Origin of the sequence: Photobacterium sp. 2_MG-2023 (assembly GCF_030547675.1) — a bacterium.
Classification (GTDB): Bacteria; Pseudomonadota; Gammaproteobacteria; order Enterobacterales; family Vibrionaceae; genus Photobacterium; species Photobacterium arenosum.
Genome location: NZ_JAUOQQ010000005.1, coordinates 61,113 through 84,786, shown reverse-complemented (window position 1 = coordinate 84,786; position 23,674 = coordinate 61,113). Strand labels below are relative to the sequence as shown.

Below are 23,674 nucleotides of genomic sequence, written 5' to 3'. Positions count from 1 at the left end.
TCATATTAATAGACTCATGAGTTCCAATGTAACCCTTTTGCTGCAATGCTTTGCCCAGGGAGTGAGGGAATACTATGAACGCCTTTTCATTCATGCTGTTAGCCGCAATACTGGCCTTGCCGCTGATTTCAGGCACTGTGTTGGCCGAACAGCAAGTGCAGCAAGCCAGTGCCTCAGCCCGTACTGAACCGGTAGCCAGGATCATTGGCGGCAACCCGACATATCAGGAAAACATTCCGTGGCAGGCGCTGGTATATATTGACGCCAGCAACGACGGCCATGATGTCTTTCAGTGCGGTGGTGTCATCATAGATAAGAATACAGTACTGACAGCCGCACATTGCATTATCAAAAACTCAGTCGCAGCGCAGCAAGATGAGATATTTGTCTGGGCGGGTATTACCTCGACGGACTCTGTGACTGCTTTCAATGCCCTGCGAGTGACAGCGGTTGATCTACATCCGGGTTTTAATGAAGAGACTTTTATCAATGATATTGCTTTGCTGCGCCTGGGCAAGGATATTCCGGCAGGTGCCCAGCCCATCCAACTGGCCACTGTGAGTGAACAGCAACAGGCCGATACGGCATTTGACAATACTTTTGTGCCCGACAGCCAGCGCGGTCAGAATTTACTGGTGTCCGGGTGGGGCCGGACCTCAACTGAACCCGGGGCCACCTCGGCCCGGCAGCTGCAGCATGCGTTGCTTGCTGGCGTGCCGGACGATTATTGCGAACAGGTATGGGGCTCAGTGGTTGAACCGTCTCAGAGTGCAATGTTTGTGTGTGCGATGTCGCCAGATCCTGCGGTTAAGCGTGACACTTGTCAGGGCGATTCCGGCGGTCCATTGGTGTGGCAGAACCCCCAGGCCAGCGCCGATAGTGATCTGGGTTTTCGGCTGGTGGGCTTAGTCAGCTTTGGGGCGGAATGCGCAGCGGATTTCCCTGCTGTTTATACTGAGGTTTCTCATTATCGTGATTGGATTGCTTTGATAGCGGGAGACGGTTTTAACTTTTACCCGGACTCTGTTTTTGCATTTAATCCGTTTGCCCTCAATGCCGAAAATACCTCAGTGACGTCTGAGACAGACACTCAGAACAGCCAAGACAGTGCTATCAGTGCATTGAGTGGCGCTATGGCGAGTCGATCGGGGGGGAGCGTAACGGCAGGAGGCATGCTTGCACTGCTGGGGATGCTCTGGTGGCGCAGAAGTCAGGGCGGTGAAAGCTGAACAAGGGCAGTTCAGTATGCTCAGTATCTGAGAGGCGTAATAACAACTGCCCCGTAAAATTATTTTTATTATCAACGGTATTGAATGCTTGTCCCTCCAGAGCCTGATGCCACTCTGCCTGCTTTATCCTCTGCAATGAACTATCCGTCCAAATTCTCAATAAGTGACAATGGCGCAATAACAGTGAGAATTATAATTAAGCGACTGTAAATCATGAGGGTAGCAGTTATGAAAGCCCCCATAACTAACAGTCTGTTATTGCTGGCTTTCCTGTTTTTTGTGTCAGGGCTGGCGAAGGCACAGACTGATGAGTCGCCTGTCCAGGCGGAGCAATTCGAACCAACAGCCAGAATTGTTGGTGGTATATCCGCTGTGCCCGGAGATATTCCCTGGCAGGCGTTTATCAATATTGATTTTTCTGATAACGGCACAGAAGTGTACCTGTGTGGCGGTGTGGTGATTGCTCCTCGCATCATACTGACAGCGGCGCATTGCATTATCAATGGCGGCCGAATTGCCACTCCCCTGCGTGTGAAAGTCTGGGCCGGTATTACATCGGTATTCAGTGCGACAAGCAGAAATGCTGTCCCTGTCAGCGCAATCAATGTGCATCCCAGTTACAACAGCAGTAATTTTAACAACGATATTGCCATCATCCGCCTGAGCCTGGATCTGCCGGAAACCGCGATCCCGATACAGATAGCGTCTGTCCCGACCCAGAACCGGGCGGATGCTGAATTTGCCAATACTTGGGTGGCAAACAGCAACCGTCCAGCCAATTTACTGATCTCGGGGTGGGGCAGTGTGACACCGGATCCGGATTCTGCGGGTTCCACTCAGCTGCAACAGACGGTATTGTCTGGCGTACCCGACCGGGTCTGTGACAACTTGTGGGGGAGTTCGGTGCACCCCGGGGTGTACAGTATTTTTGTCTGCGCCTCTCCTCCGTCACCTAATTTATCCCGCGACAGCTGCTTTGGTGATTCAGGCGGGCCGTTAGTCTGGCAGGATCCGCAGGCCAGCAGTGATCCGGATTTTGGCCTGCGTCTGCTGGGGCTGGTGAGCTTCGGCGAAGGGTGTGCCGGCAATCTGCCCGGAGTCTATACCCAAGTCCCTTCCTATTTTGACTGGATAGCCGCTGTCGCTGGCAGCGATTTCCGTCCCAATCCGGCAGCTGTGTTCAGCGTGAATCCTTTTCTGAAAGACTACAGCAATGCGGGGCTGGAACAGTTTCGGGTGGAGAGCAGTGGTAGCGATGACAGCGGGGGAAGCTATTCGCTGGCATGGCTGCTGGGACTCGTCGGCCTGCTTCTGTGGCGTTCGCGCAAGAAAGGCTGACAACAAATCATTTCATAACATTTCTCCGGGCTTGATATTGCAGTGTGGCGGCCTATACTAGCTGCCTGCTGTAAGTTAGGGCCTAAAAAATGCAAGTTTCAGATTTTCACTTTGACCTTCCCGATGAATTGATTGCACGTTATCCGCAGCCGGAGCGTTCATCCAGCCGTCTGTTACAACTGGACGGTAACAGCGGTGATGTGTGCCATAAATCGTTTAGAGATGTGTTGGATCTGGTGCGTCCCGGTGACCTGCTGGTATTTAACAATACCCGGGTGATCCCGGCGCGTATGTTCGGCCGTAAAGCCAGTGGCGGTAAGCTGGAAGTGCTGGTCGAGCGACTGCTTGATGATAAGAGCATTCTGGCTCACGTTCGGGCTTCTAAAGCACCCAAACCGGGCACCCAACTGTTATTGGGCGAAAATGACGAGTTTGAAGCCGAAATGGTTGCCCGCCACGATGCCTTGTTTGAAATTCGCTTCAACAGTGCGCTGACGGTACTGGAGATTCTGGAGCAGGTTGGTCACATGCCCTTGCCGCCTTATATCGACCGTCCGGACGAAGAAGCAGACAAAGAGCGTTATCAAACGGTTTATAATGCCAAACCCGGTGCAGTGGCTGCTCCGACCGCCGGGCTGCATTTTGATGAACAACTATTGGCGGATATCAAGTCAAAAGGGGCCGAGTTTGCCTTCGTGACCTTGCACGTAGGTGCCGGCACCTTCCAGCCAGTCCGGGTTGATAATATTCATGATCACCATATGCACGCGGAATACGTCGAAGTTCCGCAAGAGGTGGTTGATGCGATTCAGGCCACCCGAGCCCGTGGCGGCCGGGTGATTGCAGTGGGAACCACTTCTGTTCGTTCGCTGGAAAGTGCGGCTCAGGATGCCCTGAAGAACGGTACCGAACTGGTCCCTTTCTTTGGCGACACGGATATTTTCATCTTCCCTGGCTACGAGTTCCAGCTGGTGGACGTGCTGATCACCAATTTCCACCTGCCGGAATCCACCCTGATCATGCTGGTGAGCGCATTTGCCGGTTATGAAAATACCATGGGCGCTTATCAGCAGGCTGTTGAACACAGTTACCGTTTCTTCAGTTACGGGGATTCTATGTTCATCACCCGGCGTCAGCGCTGAATCGGCTGCGCTGAGCCAGTGTCTGGCTGTGTGCGCGAATTCTGGCGCGGCAGCCTGAATAGCTGAACTTTTACTCAATATCACTGTCTGGTCTTGGACCGGACAGTTCGCGATCCTGATTGATTGGGGGTTGCAGTGCATCAGGCGATGGGCCTTTTGCATCGACTTAATGTCAGATTGTTTCTCTGGCTTTTGGAGGCTTTGTGAAATTTGAATTAGATAAAACCCAGGGACGTGCACGTCGCGGCCGTCTGGTCTTTGAACGCGGTACGGTAGAAACGCCGGCATTCATGCCTGTGGGTACTTACGGCACCGTAAAGGGTATGACGCCGGAAGAAGTAAAAGACACAGGTGCACAGATCCTGCTGGGTAATACTTTCCACCTGTGGCTGCGCCCTGGTCAGGAAGTGATGAAACTGCACGGCGATCTGCATGACTTCATGCAGTGGCAAGGCCCGATTCTGACCGATTCAGGCGGTTTTCAGGTGTTCAGCCTGGGTGATATCCGCAAAATTACCGAAGAAGGGGTGCATTTCCGTAACCCGGTCAACGGTGACAAGATTTTCATGGACGCCGAAAAGTCGATGGAAATTCAGTACGATCTGGGCTCTGATGTGGTGATGATTTTCGACGAGTGTACGCCTTATCCGGCGACGCATGACGAAGCGAAGACATCGATGGAAATGTCACTGCGCTGGGCAAAACGCAGCCGTAACCATTTCGATAAAATGGGTAATAAGAATGCTCTGTTCGGTATCGTACAGGGCAGCGTCTATGAAGATCTGCGTGATGTATCGGTCAAAGGCCTGACTGAGATCGGCTTTGACGGTTACGCTGTGGGCGGTCTGGCCGTTGGCGAACCGAAAGAAGATATGCACCGTGTGCTGGAGCATACTTGTCCGAAATTACCGGAAGATAAGCCGCGTTATCTGATGGGTGTCGGTAAACCGGAAGACCTGGTTGAAGGTGTGCGCCGTGGTATCGACATGTTCGACTGTGTGATGCCAACCCGTAATGCCCGTAATGGCCACCTGTTTGTGACTGGCGGTGTGATCAAGATCCGTAATGCGAAACATAAAACGGATACAAGTCCACTGGATCCGCACTGTGACTGTTACACTTGTCGCAATTACTCGAAGGCGTACCTGTATCATCTGGATAAATGTAATGAAATTTTGGGTGCACGCCTTAATACAATCCACAACTTACGCTACTATCAGCGTTTGATGGAAAGCATTCGTCAGGCGATTGAAGAAGATCGTTTCGACGCATTCGTAGAAGAGTTCTACGCGCGCCGGGACCGCGAAGTTCCACCATTAAAAAACGTTTAACTATAACGAGGACGTGAATAAATGAGTCTTTTTATTTCTCAGGCACATGCAGCAGCAGAAGGCGCTCCACAAGGTGGCGGCATGCAGCTGTTTATCATGCTGGCTCTGTTTGCTGTAATTTTCTACTTCATGATCTACCGTCCGCAGGCCAAGCGGGTGAAAGAGCATAAAAACCTGATGTCTGCCATGGGCAAAGGTGATGAAGTGCTGACCAATGGCGGCCTGGTGGGTAAGATCACCAAAGTCTCAGCGGAAAATGACTACATTGTGATCGCACTGAACGACACAACTGAAGTTACCATCAAAAAGGATTTTGTTTCTGCCGTTCTGCCAAAAGGCACAATGAAATCACTGTAATTTATGGCTTTGAAGGATCTTCTCAGTGTTAAACCGGTATCCCTTGTGGAAGAACCTGATGGTGGTGTTCGCACTGCTCATCGGTTTGCTCTATGCACTTCCCAATGTGTTCGGTGAAGATCCAGCGATTCAAATCTCCGGGGCGCGTGGCGCCTCGGTAGAAATGGCCACGCTGGATAAAGTTACCGAGCAGCTTAATCAAGATAAACTCTCCTACAAATCTGTCGCATTCGAAAACGGGGCTATTCTGGTCCGCTTCAAAGACACTGAGACACAAATCAGTGCCCGCGATTTAATGAATCAATTTCTTGGCGATAACTATGTTGTTGCTCTGAACCTGGCACCTTCAACTCCTGCCTGGCTGGAAAGCCTGGGCGCCACCCCAATGAAACTCGGCCTGGACCTGCGCGGCGGTGTGCACTTTCTGATGGAAGTGGATATGGATGCTGCGATGGATAAACTGCTGGGCCAGCAAGAAGATACTTTCCGTACTGAGCTGCGTGAAGCCCGTATCCGTTACCGTGCGATTTCAGTGAAAGGCGACGGGGTGGAAATCCGGCTTCGTAACGACGAGCAAGTACAAGAAGCCAAGCGTACACTGTCGGCTTCGCACCCGGACATGCTGTTCGTTGAAGGCAGTGGTTTTGCACTCACCGCCAGCTTCACTGAAGCGCGGATGCAGGAAATTCGGAACTATGCCGTTGCTCAGAATATTACTATTCTGCGTAACCGGGTTAACGAACTGGGTGTAGCAGAGCCACTGGTTCAGCGTCAGGGCGCTAACCGCATTGTTGTGGAACTGCCGGGCGTACAGGATACGGCACGTGCCAAAGAAATTCTGGGTGCAACCGCAACCCTGGAATTCCGTGAAGTGGACACCAATGTGGATCTGGCTGCCGCCGCTGCAGGACGTGTACCACCGGGCAGCGAGGTGAAAACTTCCCGTGACGGTAATCCTGTGGTGCTGAAAAAGCGGGTGATCCTCGAAGGTTCACACATTACCGATTCCACATCCAGCAATGACGAGTATGGTCGCCCGCAGGTGAACATCAAGCTGGACAGTGAAGGCGGCAATAAAATGACAGCTTTCTCCCGTAATAACGTGGGTAAGCTGATGGCAACGCTGTTCATTGAATATAAAGACAGCGGCAAGCGTTCCCCGGCTGGCAAAGTGATTCTGGAAAAACACGAAGAAGTGATTAACCAGGCAACTATTCAGACCGCGCTGGGACGTGATTTCCGTATTACCGGGATTGACAGCCAGGCTGAAGCGCACAATTTGGCACTGCTGTTGCGTGCTGGTGCACTGATCGCGCCAATTTCAATTGTGGAAGAGCGCACTATCGGTCCTTCTATGGGTCAGCAGAACATCGACATGGGGATCCAGGCCTGTATCTGGGGTATGGTCGCCGTGATGTTGTTCACTTTGCTGTACTACCGCAAGTTCGGTCTGATTGCCAACCTGGCCCTGACGATGAACCTGGTATTGATCATTGGTGTGATGTCCATGATTCCGGGCGCCACTATGACCTTGCCGGGTATTGCCGGTATTGTACTGACAGTAGGTATGGCGGTGGATGCCAACGTGCTGATCTTCGAGCGGATTCGTGAAGAGCTGCGTGATGGTCGCAGCCCGCAGCAGGCGATTCAGCAAGGTTACGCCAATGCTTTCAGCACTATCGCTGATGCCAACATCACCACGCTGATCACCGCTATCATTTTGTTTGCGGTAGGTACGGGGGCGATTAAAGGCTTCGCGGTGACGCTGTCTATCGGTATTCTGACCTCTATGTTTACGGCTATCGTGGGCACCCGTATGTTGGTGAACCTGCTGTATGGCGGTAAGCGCATCGATAAACTGTCGATCTAAGGAGACGCTGACATGTTTCAATTAATGAAAGCGGATAAAGTGATCGACTTTATGCGTTGGTCGAAGCTGGCCTTTGTTTTGTCTGCAGTGATGATCATTGCTTCCATTTCTATTGTTGTCACTAAAGGCATGAACTGGGGGCTGGATTTCACAGGCGGTACCCTGATTGAAGTGGGTTTTGAACAGCCTGCGGATTTGGGCCAGATTCGTGATTCACTCGAAGCGTCCGGCTTTGGCGATGCCATTGTTCAGAATTTTGGTACGGCCCGTGATGTCATGGTGCGTCTCCAGCCGCGTGAAGGCGTGGCAGGTGAAACCCTGGGCAATCAGATCCTGGATGCACTCCGTGAAGGCACGCACCAGAGTGTCGAAATGCGCCGGATTGAGTTTGTCGGCCCGAACGTCGGTGATGAGCTGGCGGAAGCGGGCGGTTTGGCTATTCTGGTCTCATTGATCTGTATTCTGCTGTACGTATCCATGCGTTTTGAGTGGCGTCTGGCCGCCGGTGCTGTGTTGTCGCTGACTCACGATGTCATCATTACTATTGGTATTTTTTCACTGCTGCAAATTGAGGTCGACCTGACGATTGTCGCCGCGCTACTGACGGTTGTCGGTTATTCACTCAATGACACCATAGTGGTGTTTGACCGTATCCGTGAGAATTTCCGCAAGATGCGTAAAGGTGGCCCGGCAGAGGTGATGAATAACTCTGTTACTCAAACCCTGAGCCGTACCCTGATCACTTCAGGGACCACTTTGTTCGTGGTGATCGCCCTGTTTATGAAAGGCGGCACTATGATCCACGGGTTTGCCACAGCACTGCTGATCGGTATTACCGTCGGTACCTATTCTTCTATCTATGTTGCTTCGGCACTGGCGCTGAAACTGGGTATTACCCGTGAGCACCTGATGCCGCCAAAAGTGGAAAAAGAAGGCGAAGAATTCGACGCCATGCCGTAATGGCGATTGGGGCAGGTTAAATTCTGCCCTTAAACGTTGGCGAAGACGTAAAAAAGCCCCGGTAATCTGATTGCCGGGGCTTTTTGTATGGCTGCTGAAAACCACCGTACAGACAGTGGTTTTCAGTGCAGTATTATTTTTTAAGTGCTTCGCTACCATGTTCACGGATTTTCGCCAGCATAGGCTTCACGACGCGCACATTCCCGGCAACTATGTTGCCAGATGTCAGGTAATTGGTGTTACCGGTGAAGTCGGTACAGATGGCGCCAGCTTCACGGGCAATCAGCTCACCGGCGGCCATTTCCCAAGGCTTCTGACTCAGCTTGAACACACCGTCTACACGGCCGGCGGCCAGGTAGCACAGATCCAAAGCGGTACAACCGGACAAACGCATGTCATCACATTCAACAAACATCGCCTGCTGAATTTTGGCGTAGCTTTCAGAGTGTTGTTTGGCAGTGAAAGGCAGGCTGCTTGCCAGAACCGTACCGGCCAGATTACGTGGCTGAGAGGCACGGATACGCTGGCTGTTCAGCTGTGCGCCAGAACCGCGGGTTGCGGTGAACAGTTCGTTACGGGCAGGATCGTAAACAGCGGCGACTTCAGTACGGCCGCGCATACGCAGGGCAACGGAAATTGCATAATGCGGGATACCGCGAGCGAAGTTATTGGTGCCATCCACTGGGTCGATGATCCATTGGCATTCTTTGTCGCGGCCTTCTTTGGTGCCGGACTCTGCACCGACGATGCAGTGATCAGGATAAGACTTCAGAATAGTATCGATGATGATAGCTTCTGCTTCGTGATCGATATTGGTGACAACGTCGTTGCCTTTTTTACTTACTTCAATGCCTTGCGGTTTTTCTAAAGACTTAGCGACATGGTCACCGGCTTTACGGACAGCACGGATCGCGATATTTAGCATCGGATGCATAGGATCTTCCCAACGGATGTTAAAGAACTAAAAAGCGGCGGCGAGTATATCAGAGCCTGAGTAAAAAGGAAGTGGTGATTTTTTATCCAGCATAAGGACGGAATTAACTGCCAGTCTTCGCTTACAATGTTTTCCCCACTTTACAGAAGGCTGTGCTAAAATCCCCCGGTTTTGGAATCAGAGTTGGAAAACAGGCCGTCATGTTAGATCAAATCCGCGTGGTGCTGGTGGGCACATCACATTCAGGCAACATAGGCTCAGCGGCACGAGCGATGAAAGTGATGGGGTTGAGCCAGCTTGTTCTGGTCGAGCCCGCTTGTGAAATTGATGGCCAGGCTATCGCGCTGGCTGCCGGCGCGGCAGATATTGTCGAAAATGCCCGTATTGTTAACAGCCTGGATGAAGCCATTGCCGATTGCGGCCTGGTGATCGGTTCAAGCGCCCGTTCCCGCAGTCTGGAATGGCCGCAGCTCAATCCCCACGAATGTGGCATTAAAGCCATTCAGGAAGCGCCGGCTCACCCGGTTGCCTTGCTGTTTGGTCGTGAACGTACTGGTTTGACCAACGAAGAGCTGCAAAAGTGCCACTGCCACGTGTATATTCCCGCTAACCCGGAATACAGTTCGCTGAATCTGGCGATGGCTGTGCAGACGATCAGTTATGAAGTGCGCATGGCCTGTCTGGATAAGGAATCCCAAGCGTTTCCTGCCGATGACAGTTTGCCTGAATACCCGCGCACCATGGAACTGGAAAAGTTCTTTGACCATTTGTACGACGTCATGGAGCAGACACAGTTCATCAGCAGCCGTTCCGGCATGGTGATGGCAAAATTACGGCGCCTGTTTGTGCGCGCCAGACCCGAAGAGCAGGAGCTGAATATCCTGCGCGGTGTGCTGTCATCGGTACAAAAATCCCTCGCCGGACAGAAAAAGTAGTTGTTTAATGTACAGATAATGCCTGACTAAATTAGTCGGGTATATACTTGACCATTTTAGTCGGGTATGCGACACTGCTGCCATAGATTCGAGTAGGTAGCGGTGTGTTATGAGATTGACATCAAAAGGACGGTATGCAGTCACGGCCATGTTGGACGTTGCGCTGCATTCTCAGGAAGGTCCAGTACCTCTGGCTGATATTTCAGAGCGTCAGGGGATTTCACTGTCTTATTTGGAGCAATTGTTTGCTCGCTTGCGTAAAGCCGGCCTGGTGGCCAGCGTGCGTGGTCCGGGCGGTGGTTACCGACTGGGCGAAGAGGCGCATCAAATTGCTGTCGGCACTGTAATTGCGGCCGTCGACGAATCAGTTGATGCCATGAAGTGCCACGGTAAAGGGGATTGTCAGGGTGGTGTACGCTGTCTGACTCATACCCTGTGGCATGACCTCAGCGCGCGCATCAGTGACTTTCTGAACAATATTACGCTCGGTGAACTGATGCAGGACAACGACGTACTGACGGTGTCAGACCGCCAGGATCAGCGCCTTCAGAAGTCGTCTTTTGGACATAAGAATACACACGACAGCGCCACTATAGGTGTCGATGTTCGCTCCTAGCGCCCAGCGGCCCGTGTTTTTGGAGATGAAGATGAAATTGCCAATATACTTAGATTATTCCGCTACTTGCCCTGTAGACCCACGCGTTGCCGAGAAAATGGTGCAATGCATGACAATGGACGGTAACTTCGGTAACCCGGCTTCCCGTTCCCACCGTTTTGGCTGGCAGGCTGAAGAAGCGGTTGATAATGCCCGTGAGCAAGTGGCAGACCTGCTGAATGCGGACCCACGTGAGATCGTGTTCACCTCAGGTGCAACAGAATCTGATAACTTGGCGATCAAAGGTATTGCGCACTTCTACGGCAAAAAAGGTAAGCACATCATTACCTGCAAAACAGAACATAAAGCGGTTCTGGATCCTTGCCGTCAGCTGGAGCGTGAAGGTTACGAGGTGACTTACCTGGAGCCTGAGTCAAACGGTCTGATCGATTTGGCTAAGCTGAGTGACGCCATCCGCGAAGACACCATTCTTGTTTCCATTATGCATGTGAACAACGAAATCGGTGTGATTCAGGACATTACCGCGATTGGTGAAATCTGCCGCGAACGTGGCGTGTTTTTCCATGTTGATGCCGCTCAGTCTGCTGGTAAGTTGCCGATTGATGTACAGGAAATGAAAGTTGATCTGATTTCCCTGTCTGCGCACAAAGTTTACGGTCCTAAAGGTATCGGTGCACTGTATGTGCGTCGTAAACCACGTATTCGCCTGGAAGCACAAATGCACGGTGGCGGTCATGAGCGTGGTATGCGTTCCGGTACCCTGGCTACCCATCAAATCGTTGGTATGGGTGAAGCCTTCCGTATCGCGAAAGAAGATATGGACCTGGACCGTCAGCATGCTCTGGCTCTGCGTAACCGCTTGCTGGACGGCGTAAAAGACATTGAAGCGATGACAATCAACGGTGATCTGGAGCAGCGTGTTCCTAACAATCTGAACATCAGCTTTGCGTTTGTTGAAGGTGAGTCACTGCTGATGGCGCTGAAAGATCTGGCGGTCTCGTCCGGTTCTGCCTGTACATCAGCCAGTTTGGAGCCTTCGTACGTACTGCGTGCTTTGGGCCTGAATGATGAATTGGCTCACAGTTCAATTCGCTTCTCTTTTGGTCGATTCACGACAGAAGAAGAAGTAGACTACGCAATTTCGCAGATCCGTACCGCAGTAGATAAACTGCGTGAGATGTCACCGCTTTGGGATATGTACAAAGAGGGAATCGACCTGAACACAGTTGAGTGGGCACACCACTAAGTTGCGGTCTTCACGAATTCGAGGAAATTACCATGGCCTATAGTGACAAAGTAATTGATCATTACGAGAACCCGCGGAACGTGGGCTCATTTGATAAAGATGATAAAAATATCGGTAGCGGTATGGTTGGCGCGCCAGCATGTGGCGACGTAATGAAACTGCAAATCAAAGTGTCTGATGCAGGCATTATTGAAGATGCACGTTTTAAAACCTACGGCTGCGGTTCTGCTATCGCATCCAGCTCACTTATCACTGAGTGGGTGAAAGGCAAGACCTTAGACGAAGCCGCATCGATCAAAAACTCAGCGATTGCTGAAGAACTTGAGCTGCCGCCAGTGAAGGTTCACTGCTCAATTCTGGCTGAAGACGCCATTAAAGCCGCTGTTAGCGATTACAAAAAGAAACATCAAAGTAATTAATGAAATAAGGGTTGTTGTTCATGGCCATTACCATCACTGAAACTGCAGCGAGCCGTGTTGCGGCTTTCCTGGAAAATCGGGGCAAAGGTTTAGGCCTGCGCTTGGGTGTCCGAACATCAGGATGCTCTGGTATGGCCTATGTCCTTGAGTTCGTTGATGATATCGACGAGGGCGATGAGGTCTTTGAGCAATTCGGCGTCAAAGTGATCGTCGATGCCAAGAGCCTGGTTTACCTGGAAGGGACAGAGCTGGATTTCGTCAAAGAAGGACTGAATGAAGGTTTCCAATTTAACAACCCTAACGTGTCTAGCGAATGTGGTTGTGGTGAAAGCTTCAACGTTTAATACTCGCTGACGGCGAGACATTGCCTGGGCGCGAGCATTCTGTTTCGCGCCTCTTGCTTGTAAACCGATATCAGACGCCATATGAATCATTTCGAACTATTTGGCCTGCCTTTCCAGTTTGAACTGGACGGTAGCCTTCTTGCCACACGTTTCCGCGACCTGCAGCGACGTTTTCATCCGGATAACTTTGCTACAGCTTCTGAGCGCGATCGACTGATGGCCGTTCAAAAAGCTGCTCACATCAATGACGCATTCCAGACCCTGAAAAACCCGGTGACTCGTGCTGAGTATATGCTGGCGGAAAACGGCGTTGATATTCGCGCCGAACAGCAGACCTTGCAGGATCCTGAATTTCTGATGCAGCAAATGGAACTGCGTGAGGCCTTGGAAGAGATCCCTTCCGCTGAGGATCCTGAGTCCGCTCTGTTTGATTTTGAACAGCAGGCAGTCAGTTTGCAGAAAGCCCAACTCAGTGAGTTGAAACAATTGCTGGAAGCCAGCGAGTGGGAACCAGCAGCAGACGCAGTACGTAAACTCAAATTCATCGAAAAGCTGCGAGTCGAGGTCGAACGTCTGGAAGAGACGCTGTTCGACTGATTTTATTTACTTATCAGCTTAAAGCCCACAGGAAGGACAATGGCACTGTTACAGATTGCTGAACCTGGTCAAAGCGCTGCACCGCACGAACATAAACTGGCGGTAGGTATTGACTTGGGAACGACCAACTCTCTCGTTGCTGCTGTGCGTAGTGGCGTGGCCGAGACCCTGCCCGACGAGCAAGGCAAGTCAATTCTACCTTCTGTTGTTCATTATAATGAGCAAAGCATTCTCGTTGGCGACGAAGCCAGAAAACTGGCCCAGCAGGATCCTGCGAATACCATTATTTCCGTTAAACGCATGATGGGACGCTCGCTGACCGATATTCAGCAACGTTACCCTAATTTGCCTTATCAGTTTGAGGCATCAGAGTCAGGTTTACCGCAATTGCTGACTCGCCGCGGTAAGGTCAATCCAGTTCAGGTCTCTGCGGATATTCTGAAAACCCTGACTGAGCGTGCGAAGGCGACCTTGGGCGGTGAGCTGGAAGGTGTCGTGATTACGGTTCCTGCCTACTTTGACGATGCTCAGCGTGCCGGTACCAAAGATGCGGCGTCATTGGCCAACCTCAAAGTATTACGTTTGCTGAACGAACCCACCGCCGCAGCCATTGCCTACGGTCTGGATTCTGGTCAGGAAGGTGTGATTGCCGTTTATGACCTTGGTGGCGGTACCTTTGATATCTCGATTCTACGTTTGTCTAAAGGCGTATTTGAAGTTCTGGCAACCGGTGGTGATACAGCACTGGGTGGTGATGATTTCGATCATCTGCTGGCGGAGTGGATTCTGGCACAAAGTGGTCACAGTGACGTCTTGACAGCGTCCGAGCGCCGTGCACTGCAGGATGTGGCCACAGACGCCAAAGTGGCTCTGACCGACAGCGACAGTGCTGAGATTGACGTGCTGGGCTGGCAGGGGCAGATTACCCGAACTCAGTTTGAAGCCCTGATTCAGCCGCTGGTGAAAAAGACGCTGATGTCTTGCCGCCGGGCGGTGAAAGATGCGGGTATCGAACTTGATGAAGTGATTGAAACCGTGATGGTCGGCGGCTCAACACGCGTGCCACTGGTGCGTGATATGGTGGGCGGATTCTTTGGCAAAACACCGCTGACATCGATTGACCCAGATAAAGTGGTCGCTATCGGTGCGGCAATTCAGGCCGATATTCTGGCCGGCAACAAACCCGATTCTGAGATGCTGCTGCTGGATGTGATTCCCTTGTCACTGGGTATTGAAACCATGGGCGGCATGATCGAAAAGATCATTCCCCGTAACACTACTATCCCGGTTGCCCGCGCGCAGGAATTCACCACCTTCAAAGACGGCCAGACGGCGATGTCTGTACATGTGGTACAAGGTGAGCGTGAAATGGTCGCAGACTGTCGTTCACTGGCCCGCTTTACCCTGCGTGGTATCCCTGCGATGGCCGCGGGCGCGGCACATGTGCGCGTCACCTACCAGGTAGATGCGGATGGGTTGCTGTCGGTCACCGCGATGGAAAAAAGCTCTGGTGTACAATCGTCCATCCAGGTCAAACCGTCTTACGGTTTGACGGATGACGAGATTGCTAACATGATTCGCGATTCGATGACACATGCTCGTGAAGATAAAGATGCCCGTGCACTGGCTGAGCAGCGCGTAGAGGCGGATCGGGTACTGGAAGGGCTGATTGCTGCCTTGGCTGCCGATGGCGAGACTCTGCTGTCGAAACAAGAGCGTGAAGCACTGGAAACCGCCATGATGGAGCTGGTTCAATTGCGTCAGGGTGAAGACCCGCGTGCGATTGAAGCCGGTATTAAGAAAACTGATAAAGCAAGCCAGGAATTTGCCGCACGCCGTATGGATAAATCCATTCGGGAGGCACTGGCCGGTCAATCGATTGATGAGGTTTAGGCATGCCTAAAATTGTTGTACTACCCCATGAAGAACTTTGCCCAGAAGGCGCTGTGCTGGATGCATCTAGTGGCGAAACTGTGCTGGATGTGGCACTGCGAAACGGCATTGGTATTGAGCATGCCTGTGAAAAGTCCTGTGCTTGCACAACCTGTCACGTCATTATCCGTGAAGGGTTTGATTCACTGAACGAAAGTGAAGAACTGGAAGATGACATGCTGGATAAGGCATGGGGCCTGGAACCTGAGTCTCGTCTGGGCTGTCAGGCCCGAGTGTCTGATGAAGATCTGGTGGTTGAAATTCCTCGCTACACCATCAATCTGGCCAGCGAAAACCATTAATCAGCAAGCCCGTCCCCCTTTGGTGACGGGCTTGCTACACTTTTAATACTTTCTGTTTGCAACGGGGGCAGGTGAATCATGGGACTGAAGTGGATTGATTCCAGAGACATTGCCATTGCCTTGCTGGAAGAGCATCCGGACGTTGACCCGCAAAGCATTCATTTTGTCGAGTTACGGGATTGGATTCTGGCGCTGGACGAGTTTGATGATGACCCAAACCACTGCGGGGAAAAAGTATTGGAAGCGGTGCAATTGTGCTGGATGGAAGAAAAGGACTGAGTGGATATTCGTTAATAGTCGATCATTCTCTTAATCTTGTGGCAAATGCCTTGTTTATTTGTCTATTTGACGGCAAGGTAAACCAATCGCTTTGATATGTGAGTGACAGCCAGCAAATTGCCTGCACTGACAAAACTAAATGGCGGACCAAAAGGTCCGCTTTGTTGTATTTTCGCATTGCTTAACTTGAAATTACGCATTCATGCACCATAAACACAGTAAATTCAGTGTGACTGGATGCGGGCTATGGCCTATCAGGCACAGACAGCCGAAGGACAGAATCCGGCTTTCTGGAAGTCTTAAGCGTGCCGCCTGTACGAGCTGTGAGTGCTCGTTGGGCATATACTCAAGGAGTTTTACATGTCTTCTACTATGTCAGTATTTCTGACTCAGGACGCTGCTGCTGAGCAGTGGGGTGAGAATGCACTGGTTTCTTATACCGCTAACGGTGTTCAGATTCATGTGACCAACGACGATGTGCTGAATCTGATTCAGCGTGCCGGCCGGACTCTGGACGGTCAGGGTATCAAGCAAGTCACTCTGAGTGGCGAAGAGTGGGATCTGGAAACCATCTGGTCTTTCATTCAGGGACACCGTAATGCCAAGCCGGGCAACAGTGTCAGCTGGCCTGAGCTGGATGATGAAGATGAAGCGGAACTGCAGGCGCGTCTGACTGCCACCAACTGGGTTCGCGATATTATCAACCAGAGTGCAGAAGTGGTGAATCCTTCGCATCTGGCGAACCGTGCCGGTGAATTTATCAAATCACTGGCCCCTGATCATGTCAGTTACAAAGTGATTAAAGGCAACGATCTTCTGGATGAAGGCTGGATCGGTATTCATACTGTTGGCCGTGGCTCAGAACGCTCGGCTGCGATGCTCATTCTTGATTACAACCCAAGCGGTGACGCCGAAGCACCTGTTGCTGCGTGCCTGGTCGGTAAAGGCATTACTTTCGATTCCGGCGGCTACAGCATGAAGCCTTCTGAAGGGATGGCGGCGATGAAAGCCGACATGGGTGGCTCAGCAATGGCCACCGGTGGTCTGGCGTTGGCGATTGCCCGCGGTGTGCAAAAGCGCATTAAGCTGATCTTGTGCTGTGCGGAAAACATGGTATCGGGTCGTGCCTTTAAACTGGGCGATATCATCACGTACAAAAATGGCAAGACGGTTGAAATCCTCAACACAGACGCAGAAGGCCGCCTGGTACTGGCGGATGGCCTGATTTATGCCAGTGCCCAAAAGCCGGGCCTGATCATTGACTGTGCGACCCTGACCGGCGCGGCGAAGAATGCCCTGGGTAATGACTACCATGCCTTGTTCAGTTTTGACCACAGCATGGCGCAGAAAGCACTGATTGCCGCCAGTGAAGAGCACGAAGGTTTGTGGCCTTTGCCTCTGGGCGAACATCACCGTCGTATGATGCCATCCAGCTTTGCTGATCTGGCCAACATTTCAACCGGCGATTTCATGCCGGGTGCAAGTACAGCGGCGGCTTTCCTGTCTTACTTTGTCGAAGACTATAAGCATGGCTGGCTGCACTTAGACTGCAGCGGTACCTACCGTAAATCGGCCAGTGATAAATGGGGCGTGGGCGCAACGGGTATGGGTGTACGCACACTGGCGAACATTCTGGCCCAGGATTAATTTCATTCTCCGGTCTATTTTTACGCACAACAGTTCACGCTGTTGTGCGTTTTCAACTTAGGGAACACAGATATGCTTACCGTACTACTTTCCGCAGAACCGAGTCAGGGTGCCTGGGGCGATAAAGCGTTGGTCTCTTACCAGCAGGACAGCGTGATCATTCACTATCAGGATGATTTTGTACTGCGCCGCATTCAGCAGGCTGCTCGTCAGCTTTCTTCTCAGGGGGCGACTCAGGTCAGCCTGAGCGGCGAGGGCTGGAGCTACGAGCGCCAGTGGGCGTTTTATTGTGGCTTTGCCGCAACACGCAAATCGGTGGACGTGCAATGGGCTTCCCAGGATGACGACGAGCTGGAGTTGCTGAACGCACGCCGTCGCAGTGCAGACTGGGTACGTCAGGTTGTTAATGCGACGCCGGAAGACATGTACCCGGAAAAACTGGCGCAGGATGCGGTAACTTTCCTGAAAAGCGTGGCCGGCGACAATATCACCCACGAGGTACTGGTTGGCGACGAACTACTGACCGAAGGCTGGATTGGTACGCACAGTGTTGGCCGTGCAAGCAGTCGTCCGCCTGTGATGCTGACGCTGGACTTTAACCCTACTGGGGATGCGGATGCACCTGTGCATGCCTGTCTGGTCGGTAAAGGAATTACGTTCGACTCCGGTGGTTACAGCATCAAGTCCAGTGCCGGTATGGTGGCGATGAAATGCGACATGGGCGGTGCGGCAACAGTGACAGCTGCTCTGGCCTATGCCATTGAACAAGGCCTGAAAAAGCGCGTTAAACTGATTTTGTGCTGTGCCGAAAACATGGTCGCCGGTAATGCCTACAAGCTGGGCGATATTCTGACCTATAAGAATGGTCTGACGGTGGAAGTGGTCAATACCGATGCTGAAGGGCGTCTGGTACTGGCAGACGGCCTGATCAAAGCCGGTGAAATGAAGGCACCGCTGATCATAGATGCCGCAACGCTGACCGGTGCGGCTATGATGGCTGTGGGTCAGGATTATAACGCTATCTTCTCCATGCAGCCTGAGCTGCTGCGCAAAGCGCAGCAATTGTCTGAGCTGGTTAATGAGCCCGCATGGCCGTTACCGCTGCAAAAATGGCACCAGAATAATTGTCCGTCTGATTACGCAGACACCGCCAACAGCCGTGCTGTGAAAGGTGGTGGTATGGGCGGTGCTTCGAATGCTGCTGCTTTTTTGTCCCGTTTTGTCAGCGATGACAGCCGCTGGGTTCATTTCGATCTGGCCTCTTGCTTCCGTGACGGTGCTGATGCACGCTGGGCAGCGGGCGCGACGGGGCTTGGGGTGGCAAATATTGCCGCGTTGCTGTTACAGTAAGCGCTATGGGACAGGGAAACCTGCCTGCCAGAAGTGAACTGAGTATAAGGAATATAATAATGACAATTGAACGTACCTTCTCAATTGTAAAACCGGATGCAGTAGGCCGTAATCAGATCGGTGCAATTTATCATCGTTTAGAAAGCGCTGGTCTGACGATTGTTGCGGCGAAAATGCTGCGTTTAACTGAACAGCAGGCACAGGGGTTTTACGCTGAGCACGAAGGCAAGCCGTTTTACGCGCCGTTAATTGAATTCATGACGTCTGGCCCTGTGATGGTACAGGTACTGGAAGGCAACAATGCGATTACGCGCTACCGTGAGCTGATGGGTAAAACCAACCCGGAAGAAGCTGCGTGCGGTACACTGCGTGCCGATTACGCAGAAAGTACTCGCCTGAATGCCGTACACGGTTCTGACAGCCCAGAGTCTGCAGCCCGTGAAATTGCGTATTTCTTTTCCGAGGATGAAATTTGTCCTCGTGACTGATTCATGATCTGAAAGCCGGATACAACGGGAAGCCAAGGCTTCCCGTTTTTTTATCTTTTTTATCTTTTTTATCTTTTTTATCTATTCAGGTTTGATGGAGGCGCTGGCTGGCGTCAGCTAAGCTGTAATCAGCTGCTTAGCTGACATTAGCAGCAAAAGTGGAAACACGCCGATAAAGTCTGTACAATTTCGCGCCTTGAATCTTCCCGCTATTTGGGGCCACCCTGGGTCAGCGTTCCCTGACATACCGGGTGCAGGATCTGTCATTTTTTAGTGAGGCGACAACCGATGACGAATGCCAAAATCAATCTGCTGGATTTCGATCGCGAAGGACTGCGGCAGTATTTTGCCGAAGAGCTGGGCGAAAAAGCCTTCCGCGCGGATCAGATCATGAAGTGGATGTATCATTTCGGTTGCGATGACTTTGATCAAATGACCAACATCAATAAGAAGCTGCGCGAGAAACTGAAAGCCGTGGCTGAGATTCGTGCCCCTTATGTATCTGAAGCGCAACACTCGGCCGACGGCACTATCAAGTGGGCCATGCGTGTCGGCGATCAGGATGTTGAAACTGTGTACATTCCCGATGATGACCGTGCCACCCTGTGCGTGTCTTCTCAGGTGGGCTGTGCGCTGGACTGTAAATTCTGCTCTACTGCACAGCAAGGGTTTAACCGTAACCTGAAAGTGTCAGAAATTATCGGTCAGGTATGGCGCGCTGCCAAAGAGATCGGTGTTGAGAAAGAAACGGGCCGTCGTCCTATCACCAACGTGGTCATGATGGGCATGGGTGAGCCATTGCTGAACATGAAAAACCTGATTCCGTCGCTGAAAATCATGCTCGATGACCTGGGTTTTGGTCTGTCGAAGCGCCGTGTCACTGTGTCAACGTCAGGCGTCGTGTCTGGTCTTGAGCAGATGATAGGTAAGATAGATGTGGCACTGGCTATTTCTCTGCACGCCGGTAATGACCAGTTGCGCTCCGAAATCATGCCGATTAACGACAGGTACAATATCGAAACTTTCCTGGATGTGGTACGTCGCTATATCGCATCGTCGAATGCCAACCGCGGCAAAGTCACGGTGGAATACATACTGCTGGATCATGTGAACGACGGCATGGAACACGCGCGGGAACTGGCGCATACGCTGAAAGACACCCCGGCGAAAATTAACCTGATCCCTTTCAATCCGTATCCGGGTTCCCCTTATCGTAAGCCAAGCAATTCACGGATTGACCGCTTCATGAAAACACTGATGGAGTACGACTTTACTGTGACTGTGCGTAAAACACGTGGTGATGATATCGACGCTGCCTGTGGGCAATTGGTTGGTGATGTGATTGACCGCACAAAACGTACTATGGCAAAACAAGCGAAAGGGGAACCAATCCCAGTAAAAGCAGTCTGATAACAATAACATAAAGCTCGGAATGGATGTGAGCAAGGAGTTGTTATGATACGCTGGACCCTGTATCCGATCACAAGCGGCTTTTTTGCCGCTTGTTTGCTAGTGGGCTGTGTAACCGTTGACCCAACAGCGAAGGATCGCAGTGTGGATCCCATTGCGGTGGCGGATGCCAGAGTGACACTCGGACTCAGTTATCTTGAACAAGGTCAGCGGCAGAGAGCACAGCAAAATTTACAGAAAGCCTTAGACGTTGCGCCGGATCACCCCAGAGCACAACTTGCCATGGCACATTATTACCAACAAGTGGGTGAAAACCGTTCAGCTGAAGCGCTCTATGTCCGAGCATTGCAATATTCCCCCAAAAATGGCGATGTGCTTAATAACTATGGTGTATTCTTGTGTAATGAAGCACGGTTTGATGAAGCAGATAGCGCCTTTATGCGTGCTGTTTTACAGCCGGATTATTTTCAGGCTTCAGCGACGTATGAAAATGCGGCTTTGTGCAGCATAAAACATGGTGATGCGACACAAGCTGCAGATTATTTCAGAAAAGCATTGGATCATGAGCCTTACCGTCCGCTGTCTATGTTGCAGCTGGCAAGACTGGAGTTGACTGGTGGTGATTACCAGCTGGCCGATGCCAGACTGGATGCATTCAGTCTGCGATACGGAGAGACTGCTGATAGTCTTGTTCTTAAAATTCAGTCGTCACGCCAGAGCGGTCGCCTTGATCGGGTGGAAAAATATGCCGAATTGTTGCGACAACAATTTCCTGATTCTCAGCAATATCAGAATTATCTAGCCAATGAATACTGAACAGAACGAAGAACGAGTAACGGAAGACGTCATTCGTCCCGGAGATATGCTACGCCAGGCGCGTGAGCAGCTTGGCTATTCTCAAAAGGATGTAGCGAGCCGACTGCGCTTGCGGATGTCTGTAATCGATGACATTGAAAACAACCGGTTTGATGAAGCTCAGATGGCCACCTTTACCCGTGGTTATGTCCGCTCGTATGCAAAATTTGTCGGTCTTGATGTTAACGAAGTACTGAACAAACTTGAAAGCATTGGTCAGGGGCAGCCGCAAGCCCAGACTATGCAAAGTTTTTCACGTAAAACCAAGCGTGACAAACACGATAACCGTGTCATGGGCCTGACCTGGCTGCTGGGGGCTGTGATCGTCGGTATGACAGCAGCCTGGTGGTGGCAAACTGAGCAAAAAACGGAAACCCCGGTTATTTCTGAGCAAGTATCGCCAGCGAATCCGCCTCTGGATGAATCACTGGCCGGTACGGTCGATGATATGGCGGGAACGCTGAACACAGACGACGTGAGTGCGATTGCGGAAGGGGCAACGCAAGAGAGTCCCGCTGACGACCCATACAGCAATACTGCTGGCGGTGATGATTTACCGCTCAACACCTTCGATGAAGCTGCTAACAATAGCACCAGCGAGATGCCTGCGGGCAGCGTGATTGATGATGAAGGCAATGTGCTTTTTGATGAAGCCAATGACTCACTGATTAGCGTTACAGCCCCGGTTGCGGAAGAAGCGCCGGCACCTGATCTGCAACTGACTTTTAACGGTGATTGCTGGATTGATATCCGTGATGCCAATGGCAAACAACTTGATACAGGTATCAAATCCAGCGGCGATGTTGTCTCTATTGAAGGACAGGCCCCGTTTAAGATAGTGCTCGGTGCGCCGAGTGTTGTTACAATGAGCTTCAAAGGTGAACCAGTTGATCTGAGCGGCTACCCGGCTGGCAGAGTCGCCAGGTTGAAGTTGCCGTTGTAAACAGAGAATGAAAGATGCATAACGAGTCTCCGATTAAACGCCGTCCTTCCACCCGAATTTATGTGGGTAAGGTGCCAATTGGTGATGGTGCACCGATTGCGGTGCAGTCAATGACCAACACCCGTACTACAGATGTGGCAGCGACGGTCGCACAAATCCGCGCACTGGAAAAAGTCGGTGCAGATATTGTCCGCGTTTCAGTGCCCACTATGGATGCGGCTGAAGCTTTTAAAGCGATTAAGCAACAGGTGAATCTGCCCTTGGTGGCTGATATTCATTTTGATTACCGCATTGCGTTGAAAGTGGCGGAGTATGGCGTGGACTGTCTGCGCATTAACCCTGGCAATATCGGTCGTGAAGATCGTATCCGTGCTGTGGTGGACTGTGCTCGCGACAACAATATTCCAATCCGGATCGGTGTAAACGGCGGCTCGCTGGAAAAAGATATTCAGCAGAAATATGGCGAACCAACGCCTGATGCGCTGGTTGAATCGGCGATGCGTCATGTTGAAATCCTGGATCGGCTGAATTTTGATCAATTCAAAGTCAGTGTTAAAGCTTCTGACGTATTTCTGGCTGTGGAGTCGTACCGCAGGCTGGCAAAGCAGATCAAACAACCTTTGCATTTGGGTATCACTGAAGCCGGTGGCGCGCGTGCCGGCGCCGTCAAATCTGCCGTTGGCCTGGGCATGCTGCTGGCTGAGGGAATTGGCGATACGCTGCGTATCTCTTTGGCCGCCGACCCCATCGAAGAAATTAAAGTCGGTTTTGATATCCTGAAATCCCTGCGAATCCGTTCCCGCGGCATTAATTTTATTGCCTGCCCAACCTGTTCACGTCAGGAATTTGATGTGATTGGCACAGTTAACGAGCTGGAACAGCGCCTGGAAGATATCACTATTCCTATGGACGTCTCTGTCATTGGCTGTGTGGTTAACGGGCCGGGCGAAGCAGAAGTGTCCCATATGGGCATTGCCGGCGGTAACCGTAAGAGCGCCTTCTATGAAGACGGTGTGCGCCAGAAAGAGCGTTTTGATAATGACAATGTGATCGATCAGCTGGAAACCAAGATCCGGGCCAAAGCGTCCATGATGGATCAGCGGAACCGGATTGACGTCATCGAAAAGTAAGCCTTTTCTGTCTGACTTAC

Annotated in this window: 24 protein-coding genes; 23 read left to right on the top strand and 1 reads right to left on the bottom strand. The window is 51.5% G+C overall.

The genetic code is table 11. The annotated features are described in order from the left end of the window. Positions 1 to 74 precede the first annotated feature (74 nt). The 7 genes from Q4491_RS06025 to secF all read left to right on the top strand — a co-directional run bounded on the left by Q4491_RS06025 (position 75) and on the right by secF (position 8,227). On the top strand, positions 75 to 1,229 hold the full coding sequence (locus tag Q4491_RS06025; RefSeq protein ID WP_303455680.1) for a serine protease: 1,155 nt from the start codon (positions 75 to 77) through the stop codon (positions 1,227 to 1,229). A gap of 228 nt (positions 1,230 to 1,457) precedes the next feature. Continuing rightward, positions 1,458 to 2,567, top strand: a complete 1,110-nt coding sequence (locus Q4491_RS06020) for a serine protease (protein ID WP_303455678.1) — start codon at positions 1,458 to 1,460, stop codon at positions 2,565 to 2,567. 89 nt (positions 2,568 to 2,656) lie between these two features. Beyond that, complete coding sequence (queA, locus tag Q4491_RS06015; protein WP_192016975.1) at positions 2,657 to 3,709, top strand: tRNA preQ1(34) S-adenosylmethionine ribosyltransferase-isomerase QueA; 1,053 nt, start codon at positions 2,657 to 2,659, stop codon at positions 3,707 to 3,709. A gap of 203 nt (positions 3,710 to 3,912) precedes the next feature. Further along, on the top strand, positions 3,913 to 5,040 hold the full coding sequence (tgt, locus tag Q4491_RS06010; protein WP_192016976.1) for a tRNA guanosine(34) transglycosylase Tgt: 1,128 nt from the start codon (positions 3,913 to 3,915) through the stop codon (positions 5,038 to 5,040). 21 nt (positions 5,041 to 5,061) lie between these two features. Then, positions 5,062 to 5,397, top strand: coding sequence for a preprotein translocase subunit YajC (yajC, locus tag Q4491_RS06005; protein ID WP_192016977.1), 336 nt, complete (start codon positions 5,062 to 5,064; stop codon positions 5,395 to 5,397). A gap of 25 nt (positions 5,398 to 5,422) precedes the next feature. Beyond that, positions 5,423 to 7,267: a protein translocase subunit SecD gene (gene secD, locus Q4491_RS06000; protein ID WP_192016978.1), complete on the top strand. Its 1,845-nt coding sequence runs from the start codon at positions 5,423 to 5,425 to the stop codon at positions 7,265 to 7,267. Between the two features lie 12 nt (positions 7,268 to 7,279). Continuing rightward, a complete protein-coding gene (gene secF / locus Q4491_RS05995; protein ID WP_192016979.1) occupies positions 7,280 to 8,227 on the top strand; it encodes a protein translocase subunit SecF in 948 nt (315 codons plus the stop codon). 133 nt (positions 8,228 to 8,360) lie between these two features. Here secF and suhB read toward each other — a convergent pair whose 3' ends face one another. After that, complete coding sequence (gene suhB, locus Q4491_RS05990; protein WP_027252966.1) at positions 8,361 to 9,161, bottom strand: inositol-1-monophosphatase; 801 nt, start codon at positions 9,159 to 9,161, stop codon at positions 8,361 to 8,363. Positions 9,162 to 9,361: 200 nt separating this feature from the next. Between suhB and trmJ the strand changes: the two genes are divergently transcribed. The 16 genes from trmJ (at position 9,362) to ispG (ending at position 23,654) form a co-directional block, all read left to right on the top strand. Next, complete coding sequence (gene trmJ, locus Q4491_RS05985) at positions 9,362 to 10,096, top strand: tRNA (cytosine(32)/uridine(32)-2'-O)-methyltransferase TrmJ (RefSeq protein ID WP_303455673.1); 735 nt, start codon at positions 9,362 to 9,364, stop codon at positions 10,094 to 10,096. A gap of 109 nt (positions 10,097 to 10,205) precedes the next feature. Beyond that, entirely contained in the window at positions 10,206 to 10,712 is a 507-nt protein-coding gene (gene iscR, locus Q4491_RS05980) for a Fe-S cluster assembly transcriptional regulator IscR (RefSeq protein ID WP_027252964.1), read from the top strand. A 31-nt stretch (positions 10,713 to 10,743) separates the two neighbouring features. Next, on the top strand, positions 10,744 to 11,958 hold the full coding sequence (locus Q4491_RS05975; protein ID WP_192016981.1) for an IscS subfamily cysteine desulfurase: 1,215 nt from the start codon (positions 10,744 to 10,746) through the stop codon (positions 11,956 to 11,958). A 32-nt stretch (positions 11,959 to 11,990) separates the two neighbouring features. Then, entirely contained in the window at positions 11,991 to 12,377 is a 387-nt protein-coding gene (gene iscU, locus Q4491_RS05970; protein WP_218382769.1) for a Fe-S cluster assembly scaffold IscU, read from the top strand. 20 nt (positions 12,378 to 12,397) lie between these two features. After that, positions 12,398 to 12,721 (top strand): iron-sulfur cluster assembly protein IscA, encoded by a 324-nt coding sequence (iscA, locus tag Q4491_RS05965; protein ID WP_027252961.1) that lies wholly within the window; start codon positions 12,398 to 12,400, stop codon positions 12,719 to 12,721. An 81-nt stretch (positions 12,722 to 12,802) separates the two neighbouring features. Beyond that, entirely contained in the window at positions 12,803 to 13,318 is a 516-nt protein-coding gene (gene hscB, locus Q4491_RS05960) for a co-chaperone HscB (protein ID WP_192016982.1), read from the top strand. A gap of 39 nt (positions 13,319 to 13,357) precedes the next feature. Next, positions 13,358 to 15,211: a Fe-S protein assembly chaperone HscA gene (gene hscA / locus Q4491_RS05955; RefSeq protein ID WP_303455668.1), complete on the top strand. Its 1,854-nt coding sequence runs from the start codon at positions 13,358 to 13,360 to the stop codon at positions 15,209 to 15,211. Positions 15,212 to 15,213: 2 nt separating this feature from the next. Then, entirely contained in the window at positions 15,214 to 15,552 is a 339-nt protein-coding gene (fdx, locus tag Q4491_RS05950) for an ISC system 2Fe-2S type ferredoxin (RefSeq protein WP_192016984.1), read from the top strand. Between the two features lie 78 nt (positions 15,553 to 15,630). Beyond that, entirely contained in the window at positions 15,631 to 15,831 is a 201-nt protein-coding gene (gene iscX, locus Q4491_RS05945; protein ID WP_027252957.1) for a Fe-S cluster assembly protein IscX, read from the top strand. 360 nt (positions 15,832 to 16,191) lie between these two features. Beyond that, positions 16,192 to 17,478, top strand: a complete 1,287-nt coding sequence (gene pepB, locus Q4491_RS05940; RefSeq protein ID WP_192016985.1) for an aminopeptidase PepB — start codon at positions 16,192 to 16,194, stop codon at positions 17,476 to 17,478. Between the two features lie 72 nt (positions 17,479 to 17,550). Then, positions 17,551 to 18,828, top strand: a complete 1,278-nt coding sequence (gene pepB / locus Q4491_RS05935) for an aminopeptidase PepB (RefSeq protein ID WP_303455664.1) — start codon at positions 17,551 to 17,553, stop codon at positions 18,826 to 18,828. Between the two features lie 59 nt (positions 18,829 to 18,887). Continuing rightward, positions 18,888 to 19,316 (top strand): nucleoside-diphosphate kinase, encoded by a 429-nt coding sequence (gene ndk / locus Q4491_RS05930; RefSeq protein WP_192016987.1) that lies wholly within the window; start codon positions 18,888 to 18,890, stop codon positions 19,314 to 19,316. Between the two features lie 288 nt (positions 19,317 to 19,604). Beyond that, complete coding sequence (locus tag Q4491_RS05925; RefSeq protein ID WP_192016988.1) at positions 19,605 to 20,726, top strand: bifunctional tRNA (adenosine(37)-C2)-methyltransferase TrmG/ribosomal RNA large subunit methyltransferase RlmN; 1,122 nt, start codon at positions 19,605 to 19,607, stop codon at positions 20,724 to 20,726. A 45-nt stretch (positions 20,727 to 20,771) separates the two neighbouring features. Further along, positions 20,772 to 21,542: a type IV pilus biogenesis/stability protein PilW gene (gene pilW / locus Q4491_RS05920; protein ID WP_192016989.1), complete on the top strand. Its 771-nt coding sequence runs from the start codon at positions 20,772 to 20,774 to the stop codon at positions 21,540 to 21,542. Next, positions 21,532 to 22,524, top strand: coding sequence for a cytoskeleton protein RodZ (rodZ, locus tag Q4491_RS05915; protein ID WP_192016990.1), 993 nt, complete (start codon positions 21,532 to 21,534; stop codon positions 22,522 to 22,524). Before pilW ends, rodZ begins: the two co-directional genes overlap by 11 nt. 14 nt (positions 22,525 to 22,538) lie before the next feature. Then, positions 22,539 to 23,654 (top strand): flavodoxin-dependent (E)-4-hydroxy-3-methylbut-2-enyl-diphosphate synthase, encoded by a 1,116-nt coding sequence (gene ispG / locus Q4491_RS05910; protein ID WP_192016991.1) that lies wholly within the window; start codon positions 22,539 to 22,541, stop codon positions 23,652 to 23,654. Positions 23,655 to 23,674 lie beyond the last annotated feature (20 nt).